General features: G+C 69.9%; 19 protein-coding genes. 9 read left to right on the top strand and 10 right to left on the bottom strand.

What is annotated here, in order from left to right; all coding sequences use genetic code 11:
• The first annotated feature begins 51 nt into the window (after nucleotides 1–51).
• Nucleotides 52–1,017, top strand: a complete 966-nt coding sequence (locus DMP23_RS23740; protein WP_337822550.1) for a GNAT family N-acetyltransferase — start codon at nucleotides 52–54, stop codon at nucleotides 1,015–1,017.
• 267 nt (nucleotides 1,018–1,284) lie between these two features.
• Here the strand turns inward: DMP23_RS23740 and DMP23_RS23735 are convergent, their stop codons facing one another.
• The gene (locus DMP23_RS23735) at nucleotides 1,285–1,641 is read right to left on the bottom strand and encodes a VOC family protein (protein ID WP_043834320.1); all 357 of its coding nucleotides are present in this window, start codon (nucleotides 1,639–1,641) and stop codon (nucleotides 1,285–1,287) included.
• A gap of 124 nt (nucleotides 1,642–1,765) precedes the next feature.
• On the opposite strand from DMP23_RS23735, the gene DMP23_RS23730 reads away from it, so the two are divergent.
• Entirely contained in the window at nucleotides 1,766–3,514 is a 1,749-nt protein-coding gene (locus DMP23_RS23730) for a proline--tRNA ligase (protein WP_337822549.1), read from the top strand.
• Between the two features lie 5 nt (nucleotides 3,515–3,519).
• On the top strand, nucleotides 3,520–4,497 hold the full coding sequence (locus DMP23_RS23725; RefSeq protein WP_337822548.1) for a hypothetical protein: 978 nt from the start codon (nucleotides 3,520–3,522) through the stop codon (nucleotides 4,495–4,497).
• On the opposite strand, the gene DMP23_RS23720 is transcribed toward DMP23_RS23725, so the two are convergent.
• The 5 genes from DMP23_RS23720 to DMP23_RS23700 form a co-directional block, all read right to left on the bottom strand.
• Nucleotides 4,437–6,608 carry a bifunctional lysylphosphatidylglycerol flippase/synthetase MprF gene (locus tag DMP23_RS23720; RefSeq protein WP_337822547.1) on the bottom strand — a complete coding sequence of 724 codons (2,172 nt, stop codon included), beginning with the start codon at nucleotides 6,606–6,608 and terminating at the stop codon, nucleotides 4,437–4,439. The genes DMP23_RS23725 and DMP23_RS23720 overlap by 61 nt on opposite strands.
• 234 nt (nucleotides 6,609–6,842) lie before the next feature.
• The gene (locus DMP23_RS23715; RefSeq protein ID WP_337824441.1) at nucleotides 6,843–7,544 is read right to left on the bottom strand and encodes an HAD family hydrolase; all 702 of its coding nucleotides are present in this window, start codon (nucleotides 7,542–7,544) and stop codon (nucleotides 6,843–6,845) included.
• Nucleotides 7,545–7,574: 30 nt separating this feature from the next.
• The gene (locus DMP23_RS23710; RefSeq protein WP_337822546.1) at nucleotides 7,575–7,985 is read right to left on the bottom strand and encodes a YjbQ family protein; all 411 of its coding nucleotides are present in this window, start codon (nucleotides 7,983–7,985) and stop codon (nucleotides 7,575–7,577) included.
• Nucleotides 7,986–8,001: 16 nt separating this feature from the next.
• Entirely contained in the window at nucleotides 8,002–8,646 is a 645-nt protein-coding gene (locus tag DMP23_RS23705) for a response regulator transcription factor (RefSeq protein ID WP_337822545.1), read from the bottom strand.
• A gap of 24 nt (nucleotides 8,647–8,670) precedes the next feature.
• Entirely contained in the window at nucleotides 8,671–9,966 is a 1,296-nt protein-coding gene (locus DMP23_RS23700; protein ID WP_337822544.1) for a sensor histidine kinase, read from the bottom strand.
• A gap of 198 nt (nucleotides 9,967–10,164) precedes the next feature.
• On the opposite strand from DMP23_RS23700, the gene DMP23_RS23690 reads away from it, so the two are divergent.
• Nucleotides 10,165–11,330 (top strand): IS3 family transposase gene (locus DMP23_RS23690; protein WP_443111243.1). Its coding sequence is split into 2 segments (ribosomal slippage): nucleotides 10,165–10,431 and nucleotides 10,434–11,330, totalling 1,164 coding nucleotides; the frame shifts between segments, so codons are not numbered across the junction.
• Between the two features lie 235 nt (nucleotides 11,331–11,565).
• Here DMP23_RS23690 and DMP23_RS23685 read toward each other — a convergent pair.
• The 3 genes from DMP23_RS23685 to DMP23_RS23675 are packed head-to-tail and all read right to left on the bottom strand — an operon-like array spanning nucleotide 11,566 to nucleotide 14,008.
• Nucleotides 11,566–11,784 (bottom strand): hypothetical protein, encoded by a 219-nt coding sequence (locus DMP23_RS23685; protein ID WP_134733710.1) that lies wholly within the window; start codon nucleotides 11,782–11,784, stop codon nucleotides 11,566–11,568.
• Between the two features lie 8 nt (nucleotides 11,785–11,792).
• The gene (locus tag DMP23_RS23680; protein WP_037820458.1) at nucleotides 11,793–12,902 is read right to left on the bottom strand and encodes a fatty acid desaturase family protein; all 1,110 of its coding nucleotides are present in this window, start codon (nucleotides 12,900–12,902) and stop codon (nucleotides 11,793–11,795) included.
• A gap of 17 nt (nucleotides 12,903–12,919) precedes the next feature.
• On the bottom strand, nucleotides 12,920–14,008 hold the full coding sequence (locus tag DMP23_RS23675; protein ID WP_337822543.1) for a ferredoxin reductase: 1,089 nt from the start codon (nucleotides 14,006–14,008) through the stop codon (nucleotides 12,920–12,922).
• Nucleotides 14,009–14,100: 92 nt separating this feature from the next.
• On the opposite strand from DMP23_RS23675, the gene DMP23_RS23670 reads away from it, so the two are divergent.
• The 3 genes from DMP23_RS23670 to DMP23_RS23660 are packed head-to-tail and all read left to right on the top strand — an operon-like array spanning nucleotide 14,101 to nucleotide 15,958.
• A complete protein-coding gene (locus DMP23_RS23670; RefSeq protein WP_443111282.1) occupies nucleotides 14,101–14,778 on the top strand; it encodes a TetR family transcriptional regulator in 678 nt (225 codons plus the stop codon).
• Nucleotides 14,779–14,782: 4 nt separating this feature from the next.
• Complete coding sequence (locus DMP23_RS23665; protein WP_337822541.1) at nucleotides 14,783–15,184, top strand: VOC family protein; 402 nt, start codon at nucleotides 14,783–14,785, stop codon at nucleotides 15,182–15,184.
• 45 nt (nucleotides 15,185–15,229) lie between these two features.
• Nucleotides 15,230–15,958 (top strand): lipoate--protein ligase family protein, encoded by a 729-nt coding sequence (locus tag DMP23_RS23660; RefSeq protein WP_037820464.1) that lies wholly within the window; start codon nucleotides 15,230–15,232, stop codon nucleotides 15,956–15,958.
• Nucleotides 15,959–16,036: 78 nt separating this feature from the next.
• Here the strand turns inward: DMP23_RS23660 and DMP23_RS23655 are convergent, their stop codons facing one another.
• Nucleotides 16,037–16,753: an Lsr2 dimerization domain-containing protein gene (locus DMP23_RS23655; protein ID WP_337822540.1), complete on the bottom strand. Its 717-nt coding sequence runs from the start codon at nucleotides 16,751–16,753 to the stop codon at nucleotides 16,037–16,039.
• Nucleotides 16,754–16,898: 145 nt separating this feature from the next.
• Between DMP23_RS23655 and DMP23_RS23650 the strand changes: the two genes are divergently transcribed.
• Both DMP23_RS23650 and DMP23_RS23645 read left to right on the top strand, forming a co-directional pair.
• A complete protein-coding gene (locus DMP23_RS23650) occupies nucleotides 16,899–18,293 on the top strand; it encodes a dihydrolipoyl dehydrogenase family protein (protein WP_337822539.1) in 1,395 nt (464 codons plus the stop codon).
• A gap of 29 nt (nucleotides 18,294–18,322) precedes the next feature.
• The gene (locus tag DMP23_RS23645) at nucleotides 18,323–18,892 is read left to right on the top strand and encodes a TetR/AcrR family transcriptional regulator (protein ID WP_337822538.1); all 570 of its coding nucleotides are present in this window, start codon (nucleotides 18,323–18,325) and stop codon (nucleotides 18,890–18,892) included.
• The last annotated feature ends 121 nt before the right edge of the window (nucleotides 18,893–19,013 follow it).

Here is a 19,013-nt window from a genome sequence, read left to right as displayed (position 1 = left end):
CGCCCGGTAATCCAGGTGCGGCGGCCGTGTGCCGGTCCTTACCCTGGCCGCATGGAACTCACCTGGCGCCCGCTCGCGCTCGCCGACGTCGAGGCCGTCACCCGGCTCTGCGCGGTCGCGGAGGAAACCGACCGGACCGGTGAGCATTGGGACGAGAGTGACGTGCGCCAGGAAATGTCGGGCCCGTCGGTCGACCTGCCCGGCGCGAGCATCGGAGCGTGGGACGGTTCGCGCCTGGTGAGCTACGCGCTGGTCATCCCGCGCGACGCCGCTGACCCGGTGCACCAGCCGCGCGTGGCGTCGCTGACCGACCCGGAGTACCGGACGGACGAGGTCGCTTCGGTGCTGACGGAGTGGCTCGTGCGCACGGCCCGGAGCGTCCACGCGCAGCACTTCCCGGACGCGAAGCTCGAACTCCACGCCGGTGCGCACGAGAACGAGCATTGGTACCTCTCGCTCCTCGAACGCGGCGGGTTCAAGCAGGAACGCACCTTCGTGGAGATGCGTGCGGACCTCACCTCGCTGCCCGCCGCACCGCCGCTCCCGGACGACCTTCCGCTGGTCACCTGCGAAGAGCGCTACGACGCCTTGGTTCTCGACGCGCGCAACGCCGCGTTCGCCGGTCACTGGGGCAGCACGTGGCTTTCGGCCGACGAGTGGAAGCACCGGTTCCGCGACAGCAAGGACTTCCAGCCGGCCTTGTCGTTCCTCCTCCTTTCCCCGGAGCGCGACCGGGTGGTGGCGTTCGTGATGTCGTCGTTCTTCGAGGCGGACGCACAGGCGACCGGGGTGCGGGAACTGCACGTCAACTACGTCGGAACCCTGGCGGAGGCCCGCGGGCGAGGACTGGCGTCGGCCCTGCTGGCCCACACCCTCGAAGCCGGTCGCGCGGCCGGTTTCGAGAGGTCGTCGCTGTCGGTGGACGTGGACAACACCCATCGCGCGCTCGCGGTGTACGAGCGGTGCGGGTACCGGACGGATGCACGCGTTTACGGGTACGTTTTGCCGCTCGACTGACCCGCTGGGGGCGGGGCTGCGGCGAGGGTCGGCGAGCAGGGGAGCTGCCCGACGACCGTTGCCCGCCGCGTGAGCGGACCGGCGGCTGCGCTCGCCCAGCCGCGCGCTCGCCTAGAACTCGCTCGCCCGGATGCGCTCGCCGCCGGTCGCGTTCGGTTCAGCGTGGCTCGTCGCCGTCCACGCCGATCCGTGCCGCCCACACCCGCCGTCGGCGCACCTCAGCCCCGCGCCTTCCAGCACCCGACCCGGGGACCCCTCACCACAGCCTCAATGCGCCCCCTTCGCCGACACGCAGAACACGTTCCCCTCCGGATCCTCCAGCACCGTCCACTCCAGCCCGGGCACCGAATGCCCTCCCCGCTCCACCGCGCCCAGCCCTACGAGCCGCCGGACCTCGGCTTCCCGGTCGTCCGCGCCGAAGTCCACGTGGACGCGGTTCTTCCCGGCCCTCGGCTCCGGCACCCGCTGGAAGCCCAGCCGAGGGCCGCCGGACGCCGGGTCCTCCAGCATCACGAACTCGCCGTAGTCCGCGGCCACCGAAACGCCCAGCGCCGCCGTCCAGAACTCCGCCAGGCGCTGCGGCTCGGCGCAGTCGACGGTGATCATGCCCATTTCCAAACCCATGCCCGCACGCTAACCGCGACCACCGACAAAAACGGCGTCCGCCGATAACCCGCATGCGTCGCGGCCAGGGGGTTGACTACTCTGTGCGAAACGTCTAAGGCCCGCTCAGCGCAGGGAGTTCCCAGTGATCACCAGGATGTCGTCGTTGTTCCTCCGCACGCTGCGCGAGGATCCGGCGGACGCCGAGGTACCCAGCCACCGGCTGCTGGTACGCGCCGGCTACGTCCGCCGGGTCGCCCCGGGTGGTTACTCGTGGCTGCCGCTCGGGCTGCGCGTGCTGCGGCGCGTCGAGGAGACCGTGCGCGAGGAGATGAACGCGATCGGCGCGCAGGAGATCCAGTTCCCCGCGCTGCTGCCCCGCGAACCCTACGAGGCCACCAACCGCTGGACCGAGTACGGCGACACGCTCTTCCGCCTCAAGGACCGCAAGGGAGCCGACTACCTCCTCGGCCCGACGCACGAGGAGCTGTTCGCGCTCACCGTGAAGGGCGAGTACAGCTCCTACAAGGACTTCCCGGTCACGCTCTACCAAATCCAGACCAAGTACCGCGACGAGGCGCGTCCCCGCGCGGGCATCCTGCGCGGCCGTGAGTTCGTCATGAAGGACTCCTACTCCTTCGACCTCGACGACGAGGGTCTCGCCAGCTCGTACCAGAAGCACCGCGACGCCTACATCAAGCTGTTCGACCGGCTCGGCATCGAGTACGTCATCGTGTCCGCCACGTCCGGCGCGATGGGCGGCTCGGCGTCCGAGGAGTTCCTGGCCGTCGCGGAGAACGGCGAGGACACCTTCGTCCGCAGCACCGAATCGGGCTACGCGGCGAACGTCGAAGCGGTCGTCACGCCCGCGCCCGCCGCGCGGCCGCTCGAAGGCCTGCCCGAGGCGCAGGTCCACCACACGCCGAACACGCCGACCATCGAGACCCTCGTCGCGTTCTTCAACGCCGCCGGGCTCGGCCGCGGTTTCACCGCGGCGGACACGCTGAAGAACGTCCTGGTCAAGACGCGCCAGCCGGGCGCGAAGGAGTGGGAGCTGCTCGGCATCGGCGTCCCGGGCGACCGCGAGGTGGACTTCAAGCGCCTCGAAGCCGCGCTCGAACCCGCCGAGGTGGAGCTGCTCGAAGAAGCCGACTTCGCGAAGAACCCGTTCCTCGTCAAGGGCTACATCGGCCCGAAGGCGTTGCAGGAGAACGGGGTCCGCTACCTCGTCGACCCGCGCGTGGTCGAGGGCACTGCCTGGCTGACCGGCGCCGACGAGCGCGACCACCACGTGCTCGACCTGGTCGTGGGCCGCGACTTCACCCCGGACGGCACCATCGAGGCCGCCGAGGTGCGCGAGGGCGACGCGTCGCCGGACGGGCACGGCACGCTCGTCGCCGCGCGCGGCATCGAGATCGGGCACATCTTCCAGCTCGGCCGCAAGTACACCGACGCCTTCGAGGTCGACGCGCTCGGCCCGGACTCCAAGCCGGTCCGCATCACCATGGGCTCCTACGGCGTCGGCGTCTCCCGCCTGGTCGCCGTGCTCGCCGAGCAGAACCACGACGAGCAGGGCCTCGTGTGGCCGCGCGAGGTGTCGCCGTTCGACGTGCACGTGGTCATCGCGGGCAAGGACGAGACGGTGCGCGAGGGCGCGGAGAAGATCGCCGCCGAGCTCGACGCCGCCGGTCTCGAAATCATCCTCGACGACCGCAAGGCCACCCCGGGCGTGAAGTTCGCCGACGCGGAGCTGGTCGGCGTCCCGACGATCCTCGTCGTCGGCCGCGGCCTCGCGAACGGGCTGGTCGAGGTCAAGGACCGGCGCACCGGCGAACGCGAGGAAATCGCCGTCGACTCGGTCGTCGACCACCTCGCGAAGCTCGTCCGCGGCTGAAACCGGTGGGCTGGTTCGGGCGCAACCGCCGCGACGACGGCGGGTACCGGGACAACGCCGCGCTGAGCGGCTTCGGCGGGTACGAGCCGTCCGACGCGCCGAAGTTCCCGAGCGCCGGGTACGGGAAACCGGACCCGGCACCGTCCGAACCAGCCCCGGAGCCGCGGGCCGACCCGATGCGGCAGTCCCTCACCCCGGCGCAGCTGCGGCGAGGGACGCCCCGCAAGACCAATCTCCGCCTGGTCAAGGCGGTCCCGATCGTCATCCTGATCGGGGTGTTCGGTTACAACGTCTTCTCCGCCAACAGCCGCCATTCCGCCCGCACGGACGACACTCCGCGCGCCCCGTACACCTACCAGCCGGACCCCCGCGTCGTCGTGCCGCCGGTGGTCGCGGGATGGCAGTCAGTGGCGGGCAAGGACGGCAGTTACGCGTACGACGTGCCGCCGTCCTGGGAACCGGCTCCGACCACGCTGCACGGCTGGGACCCGGTCGCCGGATCGCCCGGCATCAACCTGTCCACCAGCGCGTTCCTCGGCAAGCGCAGCTGCAAGGACGATCCGGTCGGCCAGATCGGCGGCTCGGGTTTCACTACCGAGAAGACCAGTGACGCCGCTGAAGCCGCCCGTAAGGCCGTCACCGACCTGGGCGTCAGCGCGTACACCGGCGAAGGCGCTCCGGCCGCGAAGGTGACGCCTGGTGCGCCGGAGAAGACCGAAGTCAAGATCGAGAACGAAAGCCGCGAGGGCACGCTCGTGGTCGCCGAGGTCGTCCCGAGCAACGCGCCGTGCCAGCCGAAGAGCGCGCTGGTCGGGGCGCTCGCGCTCACCGCCGGCGAAAAGTCGGCCGTGCTGGTCGCGTATTCCGAACAAGGCCGCCCGGGCTCCGCGTCCCGGGACGACCTCGTCCGGATTCTGCACAGTTACCGCGGCGTCCCGGCCGAGGACCGGTCCACGACCACGCCGCCGCCGACCACGCGCTGACGGCGCAGCGCCAGCTTCGCGAAGTCCATCAGCCCGGCGTTCGGCAGATACGCGCGGCCGAGCGCGATCCCGATCCGCGGCAGATCGGCCTCGTCGCGGTAAGCGAGGTACAGCGGCTCGTGCCGCGGCTGGAACTTCGCCTTGAACGCGTGCAGGGAACGGAATCCGTAGTACGGCTCCATCATCGAGCCCAGCGCGTCCAGCATCCGGTCGACCATCTGCCGCGGCGTGCTGTCGTTGCTGCGGACCAGCGGCGCGCCCGAGAGCGACACGAACTGCGCGCCCTCCTCGCGGAACGCCAGGCAGGCCGAGGCGATCAGGAACTCCATCACCGGCCGGAACCCGCCCGTGCGGCGGCGCATCACGTCGAGCGTCCAGCCGCCGACCTCGCCGTCGCCGGTGTGCACCGGCAGCCACGACGTCACGCCGTGCACCGTGCCGTCGGCGTCGACCGCGAGACCGACCCGGGTCGCCGGGTCCATCGCCTGGTCCACGCCGCCGAGCGTGAAGCCCATTTCCGGCAGGCCCTTGTCGCAGATCCACTCCTCGGACAGCGCGCGCACCTGGTCGCGGATCGACCACGGCTGCTCGGCCAGCCGCACCAGCCGGAACTCGATCCCGTCCTTCTTCGCGCGGTTCAGCGCGGTCCGCACGTCCTGCCACGCCTTGCCGCGGAATTCGAGGTTTTCCAAGTCCACCAACGTGTCCTCGGCGACCTGCACGTGCTGCCAGCCCAGTTTCGCGGTCTGCGCGGCGGTTCCCGCGGTCGCCGAGAAGACGCACGGCACGAGCCCGGTGTTCTCGCACATCGCGGCGAATTCCCGCAGCGTGCGGTCGCTCGTCCCGTCCGGCGCGACCGGGTCGCCGAGCGCCACCGCGACGCCGGCGTGCCGCTGGTAGGCCAGGTACGAAGCACCGTCGGAGGCGACGAAGTAGGTGTTCTGCGGCCACGTCGTCATCCACGAGATGGTGCTGCCGCCGTTGCGGCCCAGCAGAAGCCGGGCGAAGGCCGGGTCCGGGCCGCCGCGGAACAGCTTGCGCCGCCTGCGCCGCGAGGGCACGCGGAACGCGCGCCGCGCGGAGATCAGCAGCACCAGTTCCACGCCCCACAAGAGATTGTCCACAATGAACAGCGGCGGGTTGCTGAGTTCGGCTTCCTGCCGGACGACCTGCGTGATCGCGACGACCCCGGCCAGCACCGCCATCTGCGACGCGGCGAGCACGCACAGCGTGATCGCGCACCGCCAGGCGAACCGCGAACCCCGGCGCAGCCCGTTGAGGATCGGCACCGCGATGAGGCACAGCGGGATGAGTTCGTTGCCGGACATCGAGATCGAGTCGGACGAGCCGAACGGTCCGTCGCCGGGCACCAGCCACATCACCACTTCGGCGACGACCAGCAGCACCAGCCCGGCCGACGCGAGCAGCCGCCATTCGCGCAGCGACGGCTTGTTGGCGTTGCGCGCGGCGGGTCCGGCGAGGCGTCGGCCCAGCGGCAGCGCGAGAACGAGCGCGAAGAAATGCACGAGATCGGCGAGAGTGCCGACATAGACGATCGCCACCCCGGCGTACACGCACAGCCCGGCTCGCAGGCGCAGCCGCCACGGCGTCCGCAGGGTCGCGCTGGTGATGGCGATCGCGGCGAGCGCACCGCCGGAGAAGCCGACGTCGAGCGTGCCGGCGATCCGGTCGGCCCAGGCCCAGCCGGAATTGCGGGAAAGCTCGAGGAACTGCACCGCCACGACCGTCGACACCAATTGCCCGCCGATGGTCACCGCCATCGCGCGCCGGGTGCCGAGGTGCCATTCGGCGAATCCGGCCATCAGCGCGAAACTGCCCGCCATCGGCAGGTAGAACCACGGGCGCAGGGCGTAGAACGGGCCGGTGAACAGCGTCCACCAGCGTCCGTGTTCGAGCGAGGGAAGGCCGTAGGCGTAATAGTGGAAAGCGTGCTGGTGCTCTGCGGCGTGCCAGAGCGAACCGGTCGCGACCCCCACGATCAAGATGGCGAGCACCACGGTCGTCGTGAACGGAATCCGGTGCCACAGCACTGCTAGCCGCCCGCGTGCCTCTCCGGCCGTGAGGCCGGTTCCCCCCTGTGCGATCGTCATGGGGAAAGTTTGGCGCGGCGATCTTAAGCGGTCATCGGCCGTCGGACCTACTTCTCCCCCTAAGGGACTGCTACCCCAGGGGGACCCGACCCTGGTCCCAAGACTGACCCGCGGTGTGCGGCAACGCTCTCACCAGCGGAAAGGGGCTGGCGTTCGGCTAGTAAGCGGCGCCTCCGACCCGGAGTAGGGGTTGACGCCGAAAGCCGCCCGAACGAGTGATTCCGGTCGCTTGCTTCACGGGGTTCCGAGCACTGCCGCGCGGACGGCGGAAAGGTCGGCGAGATTCGGCAAAACCGCGTGCGCACCGGCTCCGGTCAGTTGTTCGGCGGAAAACCGGCCAGTAGCAACGCCGATCGCCACCGCGCCGTAATCGAGCGCGGCCTCGATGTCGTTCGGTGTGTCCCCGAGAATCACTACGGATTCAGCAGGAAATTCCGTGCCATGCTTCGTTTCCGCCGCTTTGACGGCGTGCGGGACGAGATCTGCGCGGCGGGCCGAAAGCGAACCGTAGCCGCCGATCTCCAGGTCGAGATGTTCGTCGAGACCGAGCGCGGCGAGTTTGTGCAGTGAGATCTCCGGCAGGTTCCCGGTGATGAGGCTCTGCACGACTCCCTCTCGGCCGGCGAAGTCAGCGAGCACGGCCGCTGCGCCGTCGAGCGCCCGGCCTGCCTCGGGCAGCGTTTCCCGGGCGCGTTCGACGGCCGCGATCAGCTCCCGCCACATCCGCTGGATGGTTTCCTCGTCCGGTTCGATTCCGTGCATCGCCAACACGTCGGCGGTGATCGCGCGTTCGGTCCGGCCGCCGAAGTCCGGGGGCGTGCGGAACTCCGCGCCGGTCGCGGCGGCGAGCGCCGTGCCGTACCAGCCGATGCCCAGTCCGGTGTAGTCGACGAGCGTGTGGTCGATGTCCCAGAGCACCAGCCGGTGCGTGCGAATGGCTGTCACGTCCGCGATGCTACGGCGGGCTCAGCCGGTGAGGTAGCTGAAGCGGACCCGGCGGACGGGGTTGTCGACGTTCGTGTCCACCAGGCACACCGACTGCCAGGTGCCGAGCAGCAGCACGCCGCTGAGCACCGGCACGGTCGCGTACGGCGGGAGGAACGCCGGGAGCACGTGGTCGCGGCCGTGCCCGCCGGTGCCGTGCTGGTGGCGCCAGCGGTTGTCGCGGGGGAGCAGGTCGTCGAGCGCGGCGAGGAGGTCGTCGTCGCTGCCCGCGCCGGTTTCCAGCACCGCGAGCCCGGCCGTCGCGTGCGGCACCCACACGTGCAGCAGGCCGTCGGTGGCGTCGGCGTCGCGCAGGAACTTCTCCGCTTCCCGGGTCAGGTTGTGCACGACCGCGGTGTTGCCGGTGTGCACCTCGATCTCGGTGGAGTACATCCCGTCAGCGTAGGCGTCAGGAATCGAGATAGCGGAGCACGGCGAGGACGCGCCGGTTGTGCCCGTCCGACGGCGGCAGGCCCAGCTTGCCGAAGATGCTCGTCACGTACTTTTCGACCGAGCCCGCGGACAGGAACGCCTCCGCCGCGATCGCCGAGTTCGACCGGCCCTGCGCCATCAACCCGAGGATCTCGCGTTCGCGCGGCGTCAGCTCGGCGAGCGGGCCGGCCTGGCCAGTGGTCGCGAACAACTGGCGGACGACTTCCGGATCGAGCACCGTCTCGCCGGCGGCGACGCGTTCCAGCGCGGTGAGGAAGTCCGACACCTCGGCGACGCGGTCCTTCAGCAGATAACCGACCGCTCCCGCTTCCCCGGCGAGGAGTTGCTTGGCGTAGTTGGTCTCGACGTACTGCGAGAACACCAGGATCGCGCACCCGGGCCGTTCGGCGCGCAGGTCGATCGCCGCGCGCAGGCCTTCGTCGGTGTGGGTCGGCGGCATTCGGATGTCCACAATGGACACATCGGGCCGGTGCTCGCGGACGGCGGCGCGGAGGTCGTCGGCGTTCTTCACCGCCGCGACTACCTCGTGGCCGCGCAGGCCCAGCAATTCGACGAGACCCTGGCGCAGGATGGCCGAGTCCTCCGCGATCACGATCCGCACGGTTTCCCCCTCATTTCACCGAGTTTAGCGGGGCAGCGGGAGCGTGGCGGTGACGACGGTCGGGCCGCCGGGCGGGCTCGACACGGTCAGTTCTCCGTCGGCGGGGCGGAGGCGTTCGGCGATGCCGGACAGTCCGCCGCCGGGGATGATCGCGGCGCCGCCGGAGCCGTGGTCGATTACGGTCAGGCGCAAGACGTCTTCGCGGTCTTCGACCAGGACAGTGCAGCGTCCGGCACCGTGTTTGGACGCGTTGGTCATGAGTTCGGCGGCGGCGAAGTAGACGATCGTTTCCAGCGAAGGTGGCGGACGGCGGCTCAGTTCCACGGTGACTGTCGCGGAGAAATCGGCGGAACTGGCCAATGTGGACAGTGCGAGGCTCAGGCCTTTGTCCAGTGCCGCGGGGTGGATGCCGCGGGCCAGGTCGCGCAGTTCGGTGAGGGCTTGTTTGGCGTTGCTGTGCGCGGCGTCGACCAGGGTGCGGATCTGGTCGAGGTTGACCTGGTCGGTGGCCAGTTCTTCCTTTGCCAGTCCCAGTTTCATGGCCATGGCGACCAGTTGGGCTTGGGCGCCGTCGTGGAGGTCGCGTTCGATGCGGCGGAGTTGTTCCGCTGCTTCGTCCAGGGCGGTGGCGCGGGTTTCTTCGAGGAAACGGACGCGTTCGCGCAGGCCTGGGTCGGCTACGAGCAGGCGGAGGAGGAGGCGGTCCACTCCGGCGACGAGGTGCACCACGGCGGGCCAGACGGCCAGGATCAGGATGCCGGAGACGCACCAGACCAGGGAGCCGATCCAGTTGTCGCTCTGGATGTTGAAGACGGGGAGGCCGTGGCCGGGTCTGGTCTCGAGGAGCCAGGTGAAGGGGTAGGTGAAGGAGGCCAGGCCGTAGAAGCCGAGGGTGCCGGTGCCCAGGAGGGCCAGGAGGGCGGTGGGGAGGCGGACCAGGAGGTAGGCGACGGAGCGCCAGGCTGTTCGGTCGGAGAGGCGGGCGGTTAGCCAGTTCCAGAGGCCTGGTTTGAGGGTGGTTCTCGGTGGGGGTGGGAGGGGGAGGTTGAGGAGTTTGGCGGCTAGGCGGCGGTGGAGGCTGCCTAGGAGTTTGGCGGTTTTCAGGACTGTGGTGAGGATTAACAGGCCTAGGAAGACTGGGGTTAGGGCTAGGCCGAGGGTTGTTCCTGCTAGGAGGATTATTACGGAGAGTAGTGGGAGTAGGCCGGTGGTGGCTATCCAGGTTGCTTCGGTCAGGGTTTGGCGGGGGGTGGCTGGCCAGAGGTGGCGGAGTTGGGCAGGGGTTGGGTGACCTGGGTGGGGTTGCTTGGTGGTGGTCACCTTCTGAGTTTGCCGGGTTGCGGGGGTGGCTGGTAGCGGGGTGGCCTGTGTTGTTGGGTGGGGGGTAGCCCTACCTCGTCGCCTGGCGGCGACATTGGTACGGGCGTGCGTGGGGCACCCCGAAGCTTGATTGTGTGAGGTTCCCCCGGTGTGCCGGACACTCTGATCCTTGGCTTTGGCCTGGGGAAGGATGTTGTTGTGTCTGGTTCGTCGAGGTATCCGGATGAGTTCCGGCGGGATGCGGTCGCGTTGGCGCGGTCGGCGTCTCGTCCGTTGGCGCAGGTGGCTCGTGAGCTGGGGGTGAATCACGAGACGCTGCGGACGTGGGTGCGGGCCGCCGACCGCGCCGACCAGGCAGCGGCGTCGGGCGGGGACGCGGCCGAGCGTGAACTGCGCGCGTTGCGCAAGCGGGTGGCCGAATTGGAGAAGGAAAAGGAGATCCTGCGCAAAGCGGCCGCCTATTTCGCGCAGGAGATGGATCGTTGACCCGCAGCTACCGGTTCATCTCCGAACACCGCGACGCCTACGGCGTCGCCCGGCTGTGCCGTGTCCTCGAGATCCGCCGCCCGGGGTTCTACGAATGGCTCGCCGCCGCCCCGGCCCGCGAGCAGCGGGCGTGGGAAGAGGAGCGGCTGGCGTCTGAGATCGCGGGGATCCACGCCGCCCATCACGGCGCCTACGGCAGTCCGCGGGTCACCGCCGAGTTGCGGCGGCGCGGCGAAGCGGTCAACCACAAACGGGTCGAGCGGGTCATGCGCGAGCGCGGCATCGCGGGGATCACCCGCCGCCGGTCGCGGTCGCTGACCAGGCCGGACAAGACCGCCGCCGCGCCGGACCTGATCTGCCGCGACTTCACCGCCGGCGCCCCCGGCATCCGGCTGGTCGGGGACATCACCTACCTGCCCACCGACGAAGGCTGGCTCTACCTGGCGACCGTGCTCGACCTGCACACCCGCGAAATCGTCGGGCACGCCCTCGCCCCGCACATGCGCGCCGACCTCGTCTGCGACGCGATCACCCTCGCCGCGGACCGCGGCCTGGTCAACGCGGGCACGGTGTTCCACTCCGACCGCGGCACCCAATACGCCTCCACGGAATTCCGCGCCACGCTGGCCGCGCACGGGATCCGGGCCTCGATGGGCCGGACCGGGTCCTGCTACGACAACGCCGCCGCCGAATCCTTCTTCGCCACCCTCAAAACCGAAATCGGCACCCGCTCCTGGACCACCCGCAACCACGCACGCCAAGCCGTTTTCGCCTACCTCGCCTACTACAACCACCACCGCCTGCACTCCACCCTCGACTACCGCACACCCCACGAAACCCGTTTGAGTTATCGTCACCACCACGCCCACGCGGCATGAAACCCGGTGACCGGTACCCGGGGGAAACCTCAGTGCTGACGGTCGGTGGGTGCTTGTCAAGGCGGGAAAGATGCCTTGACAAGCACCCACCGACCGCAGGGGAGCTTCGTATCGGGGTGCGGGGGAGGGCTGGGTGCCTCGCTCGTTGGGTGCACCGGTGCCTGTTTGGGGAGCTCTGGACGTGCGTGAGGGGAACCCTCGCGGAATCAGGGTTCCCCTCGCGCACTTGGGTTGGTCAGTCTGTTTTGGGGGGTTGGGTCAGGTTGGGGGCGTCTTCTTTTGCGCGTTGGGCTGCTTCGCGCATTTCGATCATGTCCGTGAACCAGTCGCCGGTTTCGCGGGCTATGTCGCGGACTGCTCCCGTGATGATCGTGGCGATGTTGCCGATGTGGGTGGCCGCGGACTCCGTCAGCTCCTGCACGGTGTCCTTGCCACTTTCGAATGGGCCGACCATGGGCTTCCTCAGGCTGCTCGGAGTTGCCGTTCCGGGTCCACGGTAGCGGGCGCCGCCGGTTTTCCGGGGAGGGCCAGCCGCGCGATCTTCTTCGCTACCGACCACAGCTGCTTGCGCAGGGGGCCGGTGTTGTAGGGCAGGCCGTAGCGTTCGCAGATTTCCCGCACCTCGCCCGCGATCTGCGGGTAGCGGCGGGCGGGCAGGTCCGGGAACAGGTGGTGTTCGATCTGGTGCGACAGGTTCCCCGACAGGATGTGGAACAGCGGGCCGCCGGTGATGTTCGCGGAGCCCAGGATCTGGCGCAGGTACCACTGGCCGCGCGATTCGTTCTCCGTTTCCTCCTCGGTGAAGCTCTCGACGTCCGCCGGGAAGTGGCCGCAGAAGATGATCGAGAACGCCCACAGGTTGCGGACCAGGTTGGCGCTCGCGTTGCCCAGCAGCGTCAGCGGCGCCAGCGGGCCGGTGAGCAGCGGGAACAGGACGTAGTCCTTGCCGATCTGGCGCGACGCCTTGCGGACGATCCGGCGCAGCACCGGCACGTTCTCCGCCCAGGTCCGCTCGCCCTTCACGACCCGCTCGACCTCCAGGTCGTGCAGCATCACGCCCCACTGGAACAGCAGCGCGAGCAGCGTCGCGTACACCGGGTTGCCCAGGTAGTACGGATGCCACTTCTGCGCCGGGTCCATCCGGAGGATTCCGTAGCCGACGTCGCGGTCCTTGTCGACGATGTTCGTGTACGTGTGGTGGATGTAGTTGTGCGAATGCCGCCAGTTCTCCGCCGGCGCGACGGTGTCCCATTCGAAGCGCTGCGAGCTCAGCTCCGGGATGCGCGTCCAGTCGTACTGGCCGTGCATCACGTTGTGGCCGATCTCCATGTTGTCCAGGATTTTCGCTGCCGACAGCGCCGCGACGCCGGCCAGCCACGCGGGCGGCAGGAAGCCGGCGAACAGCAGGCCGCGGCCGGTCACCTCCAGCGCGCGCTGGGTTTTGATGATCTTGCGGATGTACTCGAGGTCTTCCTCGCCGAGGTCGTCGACGATCCGCTGGCGCAGCGCGTCGAGTTCCCGGCCGAATTCCTCGACCTGTTCGGGGGTCAGGCGGTCCTGCAGACCGGTCATGATGCTTCCTCCGGTGGTCAGGCGTCGATTTCGACGTCCCCGACGGGGACGCTGACGCAGAGCTGGATTTCTTCGTTCTCCTCGCCGGAGACCTCGCCGGTGCGGGCGTTGCGGACGCGGCCGGCGGTTTTGAGCTGCGTGCAGGAGAAACAGATGCCCATCCGGCACCCGTGTTCCGGCGTCAGGCCCGCGTCCTCGGCCTGTTCGAGCAGCGGCTTGCCGGAGTTGTCGCACTCCCGGCCGCTGCGGGCGAAGCGCACCCGGCCTTCGGCGGCCTCTGCGGAGAAGGTCAGCGGCGCTGCCGTGAACTCTTCGGTGTGCAGTTGTGCACTCAACCCTTCGTTTTCGAAGAGTTCACGCGCGGCGGCCATCAGCGGAGCCGGGCCGCAGAGGAACGTCTCGGCCTCGCGGAACCACGGTGCGGCCTTCTCCAGGTGCTTGACGGAGAACAGGCCGTGCAGGTCGCCGCCGCTGCGGGCGTGGGTGTGCGCGTGGGCCACGCGGAACGCCGGGTGCCGGGCGGCGAGTTCGGCCAGTTCCTCCCGGTAGAGCGCGTCGGCGGGGGTGTTCGAGTAGTGCAGGAACACGATCTCGCCGGGATGTCCCTCGGCGACGAGCGTCCGGGCCATCGCGAGCACCGGCGTGATCCCGCTGCCGCCGCTCATCAGCACGATCCGGTCCGGCCGCGGCGACGGCAGGGTGAACTCGCCGTCCGCCGGCGAAAGGCCGACCACCGCGCCGACGGCGGTGTCCTGCAGATGCCGCGACACCAGGCCTTTCGGGTCGGCTTTCACGGTGAACTCCAGGTCACCGCTGCCCTGCGCGCCGCACGGCGAGTAGCAGCGGGTCCGGCGCACGCCGTCGATCTCCACCTGCATCCGCACGTACTGGCCGGCGCGGAAGCCCTGCCACGCCCGGCTCGGGCGCACCGTGAAGGTGACGGTGTCCGGCGTCTGATGCCGCACGGCGGTGACGCGGCCGCGGATCTCGCGCCGCACCAGCATCGGGTCGACCAGTTCGAGGTACCGGTCCGCGCCGTGCGGGGTGAGCAGCGCCTCGGCGAGCGAGACGAGTCCGCGCACGCGGCGCGGGAGCAGTGCGGTCATCACCCCTCCAGAAGTTGAGTGCACAGTCGTACACTGACTAGTGTGGGGGCAAGGCCCCGGGACCTGTCAACGCGGAAGCGAGGTGATGTGACGTGGGCCATGCGGCGATCGCCAGTACGCTGCTCGACGTGTCCGCAGCCGAGGAGCCGGCCGGCCCGGTGAGCCGGCAGGAGCGCAAACAGCGCACCCGTCAGGCGCTGCTCGACGCGGCGCTCGACCTGCTCGCCGACCGGAGTTTCGCCAGCCTTTCGCTGCGCGAGGTCGCGAAGGGCGCGGGCATCGTGCCGACGGCGTTCTACCGGCATTTCTCGTCGATGGAGGAGCTCGGCGTCGCGCTGGTCGAGGAGACCACGCGCACGCTGCGCGGCCTGCTCCGCGGCGCGCGCACCGAGCAGAGCGGCTACGGCGGGATGATCCGGGCTTCGGTGCACACGCTGCACCGGCACGTCCGCGAGCACGAGGACCACTTCCGGTTCGTCACGCGCGAGCGCTACGCCGGCGCCGGTGCGGTGTCCCGGGCGATCGCGATCGAGATGCGGATGTTCTCCAGCGACCTCGCACTGGACCTGGCGCGCTTCGATCCGCTGCGCACCTGGCCCACCGAGGACCTGCACCTGCTCGCCGACCTCATCGTCACCGCGATGCTCGGCACGGTCGCCGAACTGCTGGAAATCCGTCCCGGCGACACCGCCGCGGACGAGCGCACGTTGGCCGCGGCGGAAAAACGGCTCCGGATGATCCTGCTTGGGGTGCCGCACTGGCAGCCTTAGCGGCATGGCCTTCCTGCACCTGACCGCGATCATCGTCGACGACTACGACGAGGCGATCGCCTTCTTCACCCGCGCGCTCGGCTTCGACCTGGTCGAGGACTCGCCGTCGCTCACCAACGACGGCCGCCCCAAGCGGTGGGTGGTCGTCCGCCCGCCCGGCGGCGAAACCGGCATCCTGTTCGCTCAGGCCGACGGGGACCGGCAGTCCCGCGCGGTCGGCGACCAGCACGCCGGTCGCGTCGGGTTTTTCCTGCGGGTAGACGACTTCGCGGCCAGCTACGCGCGGATGCGGGACGCCGGGGTCGAGTTCCTCGGCGAACCGCGGACCGAGCCGTACGGCCAGGTCGTCGTGTTCCGCGACGTCGCGGGCAACCGCTGGGACCTGCTCGGACCGGCCGCTTCCTGAGCCTGTTCTACGATCCCGGGGTCCAGCAGATCGTGGAGGAACGCTATGCCGAGCGGGTCGGAAGTCCGAGCCGAATTCACCGACCCAGTGCTCAACCTGGCGTTCGACGAGGCGCTGCTGCGCGAGGGGCCGACCGCGCCGGTGGTGTGGTTGTGGCGCAACCCGGTGTGCGTCGTCGTCGGCCGCGGTCAGCGAATCGCCCGCGAAGTCCGCGTGGACGAATGCGCCCGGGACGGCGTTCCTGTGCTGCGGCGGGCCAGCGGCGGCGGCACGGTGTTCCACGACCCGGGCAATCTCAACGTGACGCTCGTGTTGCCCGGCCCCGCGCCGCGTCCGCTGGAGATGCTCGGCCTGGTGATGTCCGCCGCGGTGGAGAAACTCGGTCTGCCGGCCAGGATCGGCGACCGCGGGATCTTCGTCGGCGACGCGAAACTGTGCGGGTTCGCGGTGTTCCGGACCAAAGACGTGCTGCTGGCGCATTCGACGCTGCTGGTCGACACCGACGCCGCGCGCGTCGGCGCTTACCTCACCGGCCCGCCGCCGGACCCGAAGCCGCTGGATTCGCACCGGAGCAAGGTCGCGTCCCTGCTTGACCACGGCGTGCGGCTGCCGCTGGCGGAAGTGGAAGACACCGTCCGCGCGGCCGCGGCGGGACTGCTCGGCCCGCTCCCGCCGCGCGAACCGACGGCGGGGGAGTTGGAGCGGCAGCGGGCATTGCTGTGGAGCCGCTACGAATACCCGGACTGGCACGCCGAGGGACGCCAGCGTTCGTAATCGCTTTGCCCTGGCTGAAAGTGCGTGAGGGGAACCCTCAGGGAATCTGATTCCCTGAGGGTTCCCCTCACGGACGGATCAGGTTGCGGAGGAGGAGAACAGCACCTGCGGCACCGCGCTGGCCGCACGGCGGCGCGGCTTGGCCGTTGCCGGAGCGGCGGTCTTCGCCGGGGCGGTCTTCGCGGGTGCGGAGACCTTGGCGGTGGCGGTCTTCGCGGGTGCCGGTGCCTTGGCGGACGCGGTCTTTGCAGCTGCGGGTGCCTTGGCAGTCGAAGTCTTGGCAGGTGCCTTGGCCGTCGCGGTCTTCGCCGTCGTCGCGGCGGGAGTCTTGACCGCGGCGGTCTTCGCCGACTTGGGCGCGGACTTGGTCGCCGCGGCGCTCGTCGACTTCGCGGTGGTCTTGGCGGCGGCCTTCGTTGGCTTGGCGGCAGTCTTGCGCCCGGTCCCGGTCGCGCCACCCGCTCGGGCAGTCTTCGCCGCGGTCTTCGCGGTAGCGGCGGCAGCGGTCTTCTTGCCAGCAACGGCTTTCCCGCCCTTGCCCGCCGCGGCGGCCTTCTCCGCCACCGGCTTCGCCTCGGCCTTCTTCGCCCCGGCGACGAGCCGCGGCCGCAGCTTCCGCCCGCCCGTCCGGCGGCCTGCCTTGGCGTACCGCTCCAGCAACCGCCGGAGCGCGGCCGCGTTGCGGGCGCCGAGGTCGATGTCGTACTCGATGCCGTCCAGCGCGAACGCTACGGTCTCGGCCGCGCGTCCTCCGGTCAGGTCGTCCTGAGTGCGGACAGCAGTGTTCCTCGCCATGGGAGCCTCCCGTGCTCGATCGTGGTCGTGCGTGCAACCGGCACGGCGACGACCCGGATTTCGCGGTGCCGCCGGTTTCTTGCAGCTCTCGTACGAGAATACCGGCAGGCTTGCGCGAACCTGCGCGGTGGTGTGCGCTGGGGCAATGGCAGCAGAGACTTTCGACGTGGTGGTCATCGGGGCGGGTCCGGTCGGGGAAGTGGCCGCCGAACGGGCCGCCAAGGGCGGGCTGAAGGTGGCCCTGGTCGAACACGAACGGTTCGGCGGGGAGTGTTCGTACTGGGCGTGCATCCCGAGCAAGGCGTTGCTGCGCCCGGGAAACCTGCTCGCCGCGGCCAAGCGGATGCCCGGGGTGCCGATCGGCGACGCGCTCGACGCGGGCAAGGTGCTCGCCCGCCGCGACTGGTTCACCGGCAAGGGCGACGACTCCGGCCAGGTCGAATGGGCGCGCGGCGCGGGCATCGAACCTGTGCGCGGGTACGGCCGGATCAGCGGCGAACGCGAGGTCACGCTTGACGACGGCCGTGTTTTCGCCGCCCGGCACGCGGTGATCGTGTGCACCGGCAGCGTCCCGCGCACGCCGCGGATTCCGGGTCTGGACACCATCAAGCCGTGGGGTTCGCGGGAAGCGACGTCGGCGACCGAGGTGCCCGGACGGCTCGGCGTGCTCGGCGGCGGCGTGGTCGGCGTCGAGATGGCGCAGGCGTGGGCCCGGCTCGGCGCGCAGGTCGACCTCGTGATCACCGGCGAGCGCCCGCTGCCCCGGCTGCCGGAGTTCGCCGGAGACCTGGTCCTGGACGGATTGCGCGAGGCGGGCGTCCGCGTGCACGCGAACTCGGGCCTGAGCGAAGTGTCCAGTGTGGACGGTGGAACCCGGCTGAAGCTCTCCGACGGCGGGGAGATCGTCGTGGACGAACTCCTGGTCGCCACCGGCCGCGCGTCCGCGACCGGCACAATCGGGCTGGACGTCCTCGGTCTGCCCACCGACGGCCCGCTCCAGGTGGACGAAAGCGGCCGAGTGTCCGCTGTGGAGGGTGGCTGGCTGTACGGCGCGGGCGACGTCACCGGCCGCGCTTTGCTGACCCACCAGGGAAAATACGCCGCTCGCGTCGTCGGGGACTCGGTCGCCGCCCGCGCTCGCGGCGAGGAGATCTCGACGGAACCGTGGAGCCGCTACAGCGCGACCGCCGATCATCACGCGGTGCCGCAAGTGGTGTTCACCGACCCGGAAGTGACGTCAGTCGGCCTGACCGAGGCGCGCGACGGATCTGCCGACCGAGTGGTGGACATCGACATCGCGGTCGCCGGTTCGTCCTTGCACGCCGACGGGTACCAGGGCAAAGCGCGCATGGTCGTCGACACCGAACGCGGTGTCGTGCTGGGTGTCACGTTCGTCGGGCAGGACGTGGCGGAACTGCTGCATTCGGCGACCATCGCGGTCGTCGGCGAGGTGCCGCTGGACCGGTTGTGGCACGCGGTCCCCGCGTTCCCGACGATCAGCGAGGTGTGGCTGCGGCTGCTGGAGGCTTACGGACTCTGAATGTCGGTGCGGTCCGGTAGCGTCGGGGCATGACCAGTGCCCCCGTTCCCGGCCGGCGTGAACGCAAAAAGGCGGCGACCCGCCAGGCGCTGGCCGACGCTGCCCTGCGGATGTTCCTGGAGCGGGGCTACGACCAGGTGACCGTGCGCGAGATCGCCGACGCCGCCGACGTGTCCACCACCACGCTGATGAAGCACTTCCCGACGAAGGAAGCTCTCGTGTTCGACCGGGAGCCCGAGGTGGACGAGGCGCTGGTCTCGGCTGTCCGCGACCGGCCGGAGGGCATGTCGGTGCTGGAGGCGCTCCGCGCGCACATCCACGTGCGGGCGACCTCCGGCATCCGCGCGGAAGCCGAACCACTGCTGCGGCTGGTGCGGGAGACGCCCGCGCTTTCCGAGTACTGGCACAAGATGTGGATGGGACACGAGCACACGCTGAGCCGCGTGATCGCCGCGGAAACCGGTGCGCCGGAGGACGACCCGCGGTGCGCGGTGCTGGCTCATTTCGCACTGGAGACGGCCTCGCTGGCCGACCGCTCGGACGACCCGCCGCGGGTTGTCGACGTGGCGTTCGACCTGCTGGAGAACGGGTGGCAGTGAGTTGTTCGCTCGGTGCTGTGGTGGCGGTTGGTTGGTGAGTTGTTGGCGCGGTGCTGTGGTGGCGGTCGGTTGGTGAGCTGTTAGCTCAGTGCTGCGGCGGAGATCGGTTGGTGGGTCGTTC

The sequence above is a fragment of the Amycolatopsis sp. A1MSW2902 genome (assembly GCF_017312175.1).
GTDB classification, from domain to species: Bacteria; Actinomycetota; Actinomycetes; order Mycobacteriales; family Pseudonocardiaceae; genus Amycolatopsis; species Amycolatopsis nivea.
This window is presented reverse-complemented; position numbering and strand designations above follow the sequence as displayed.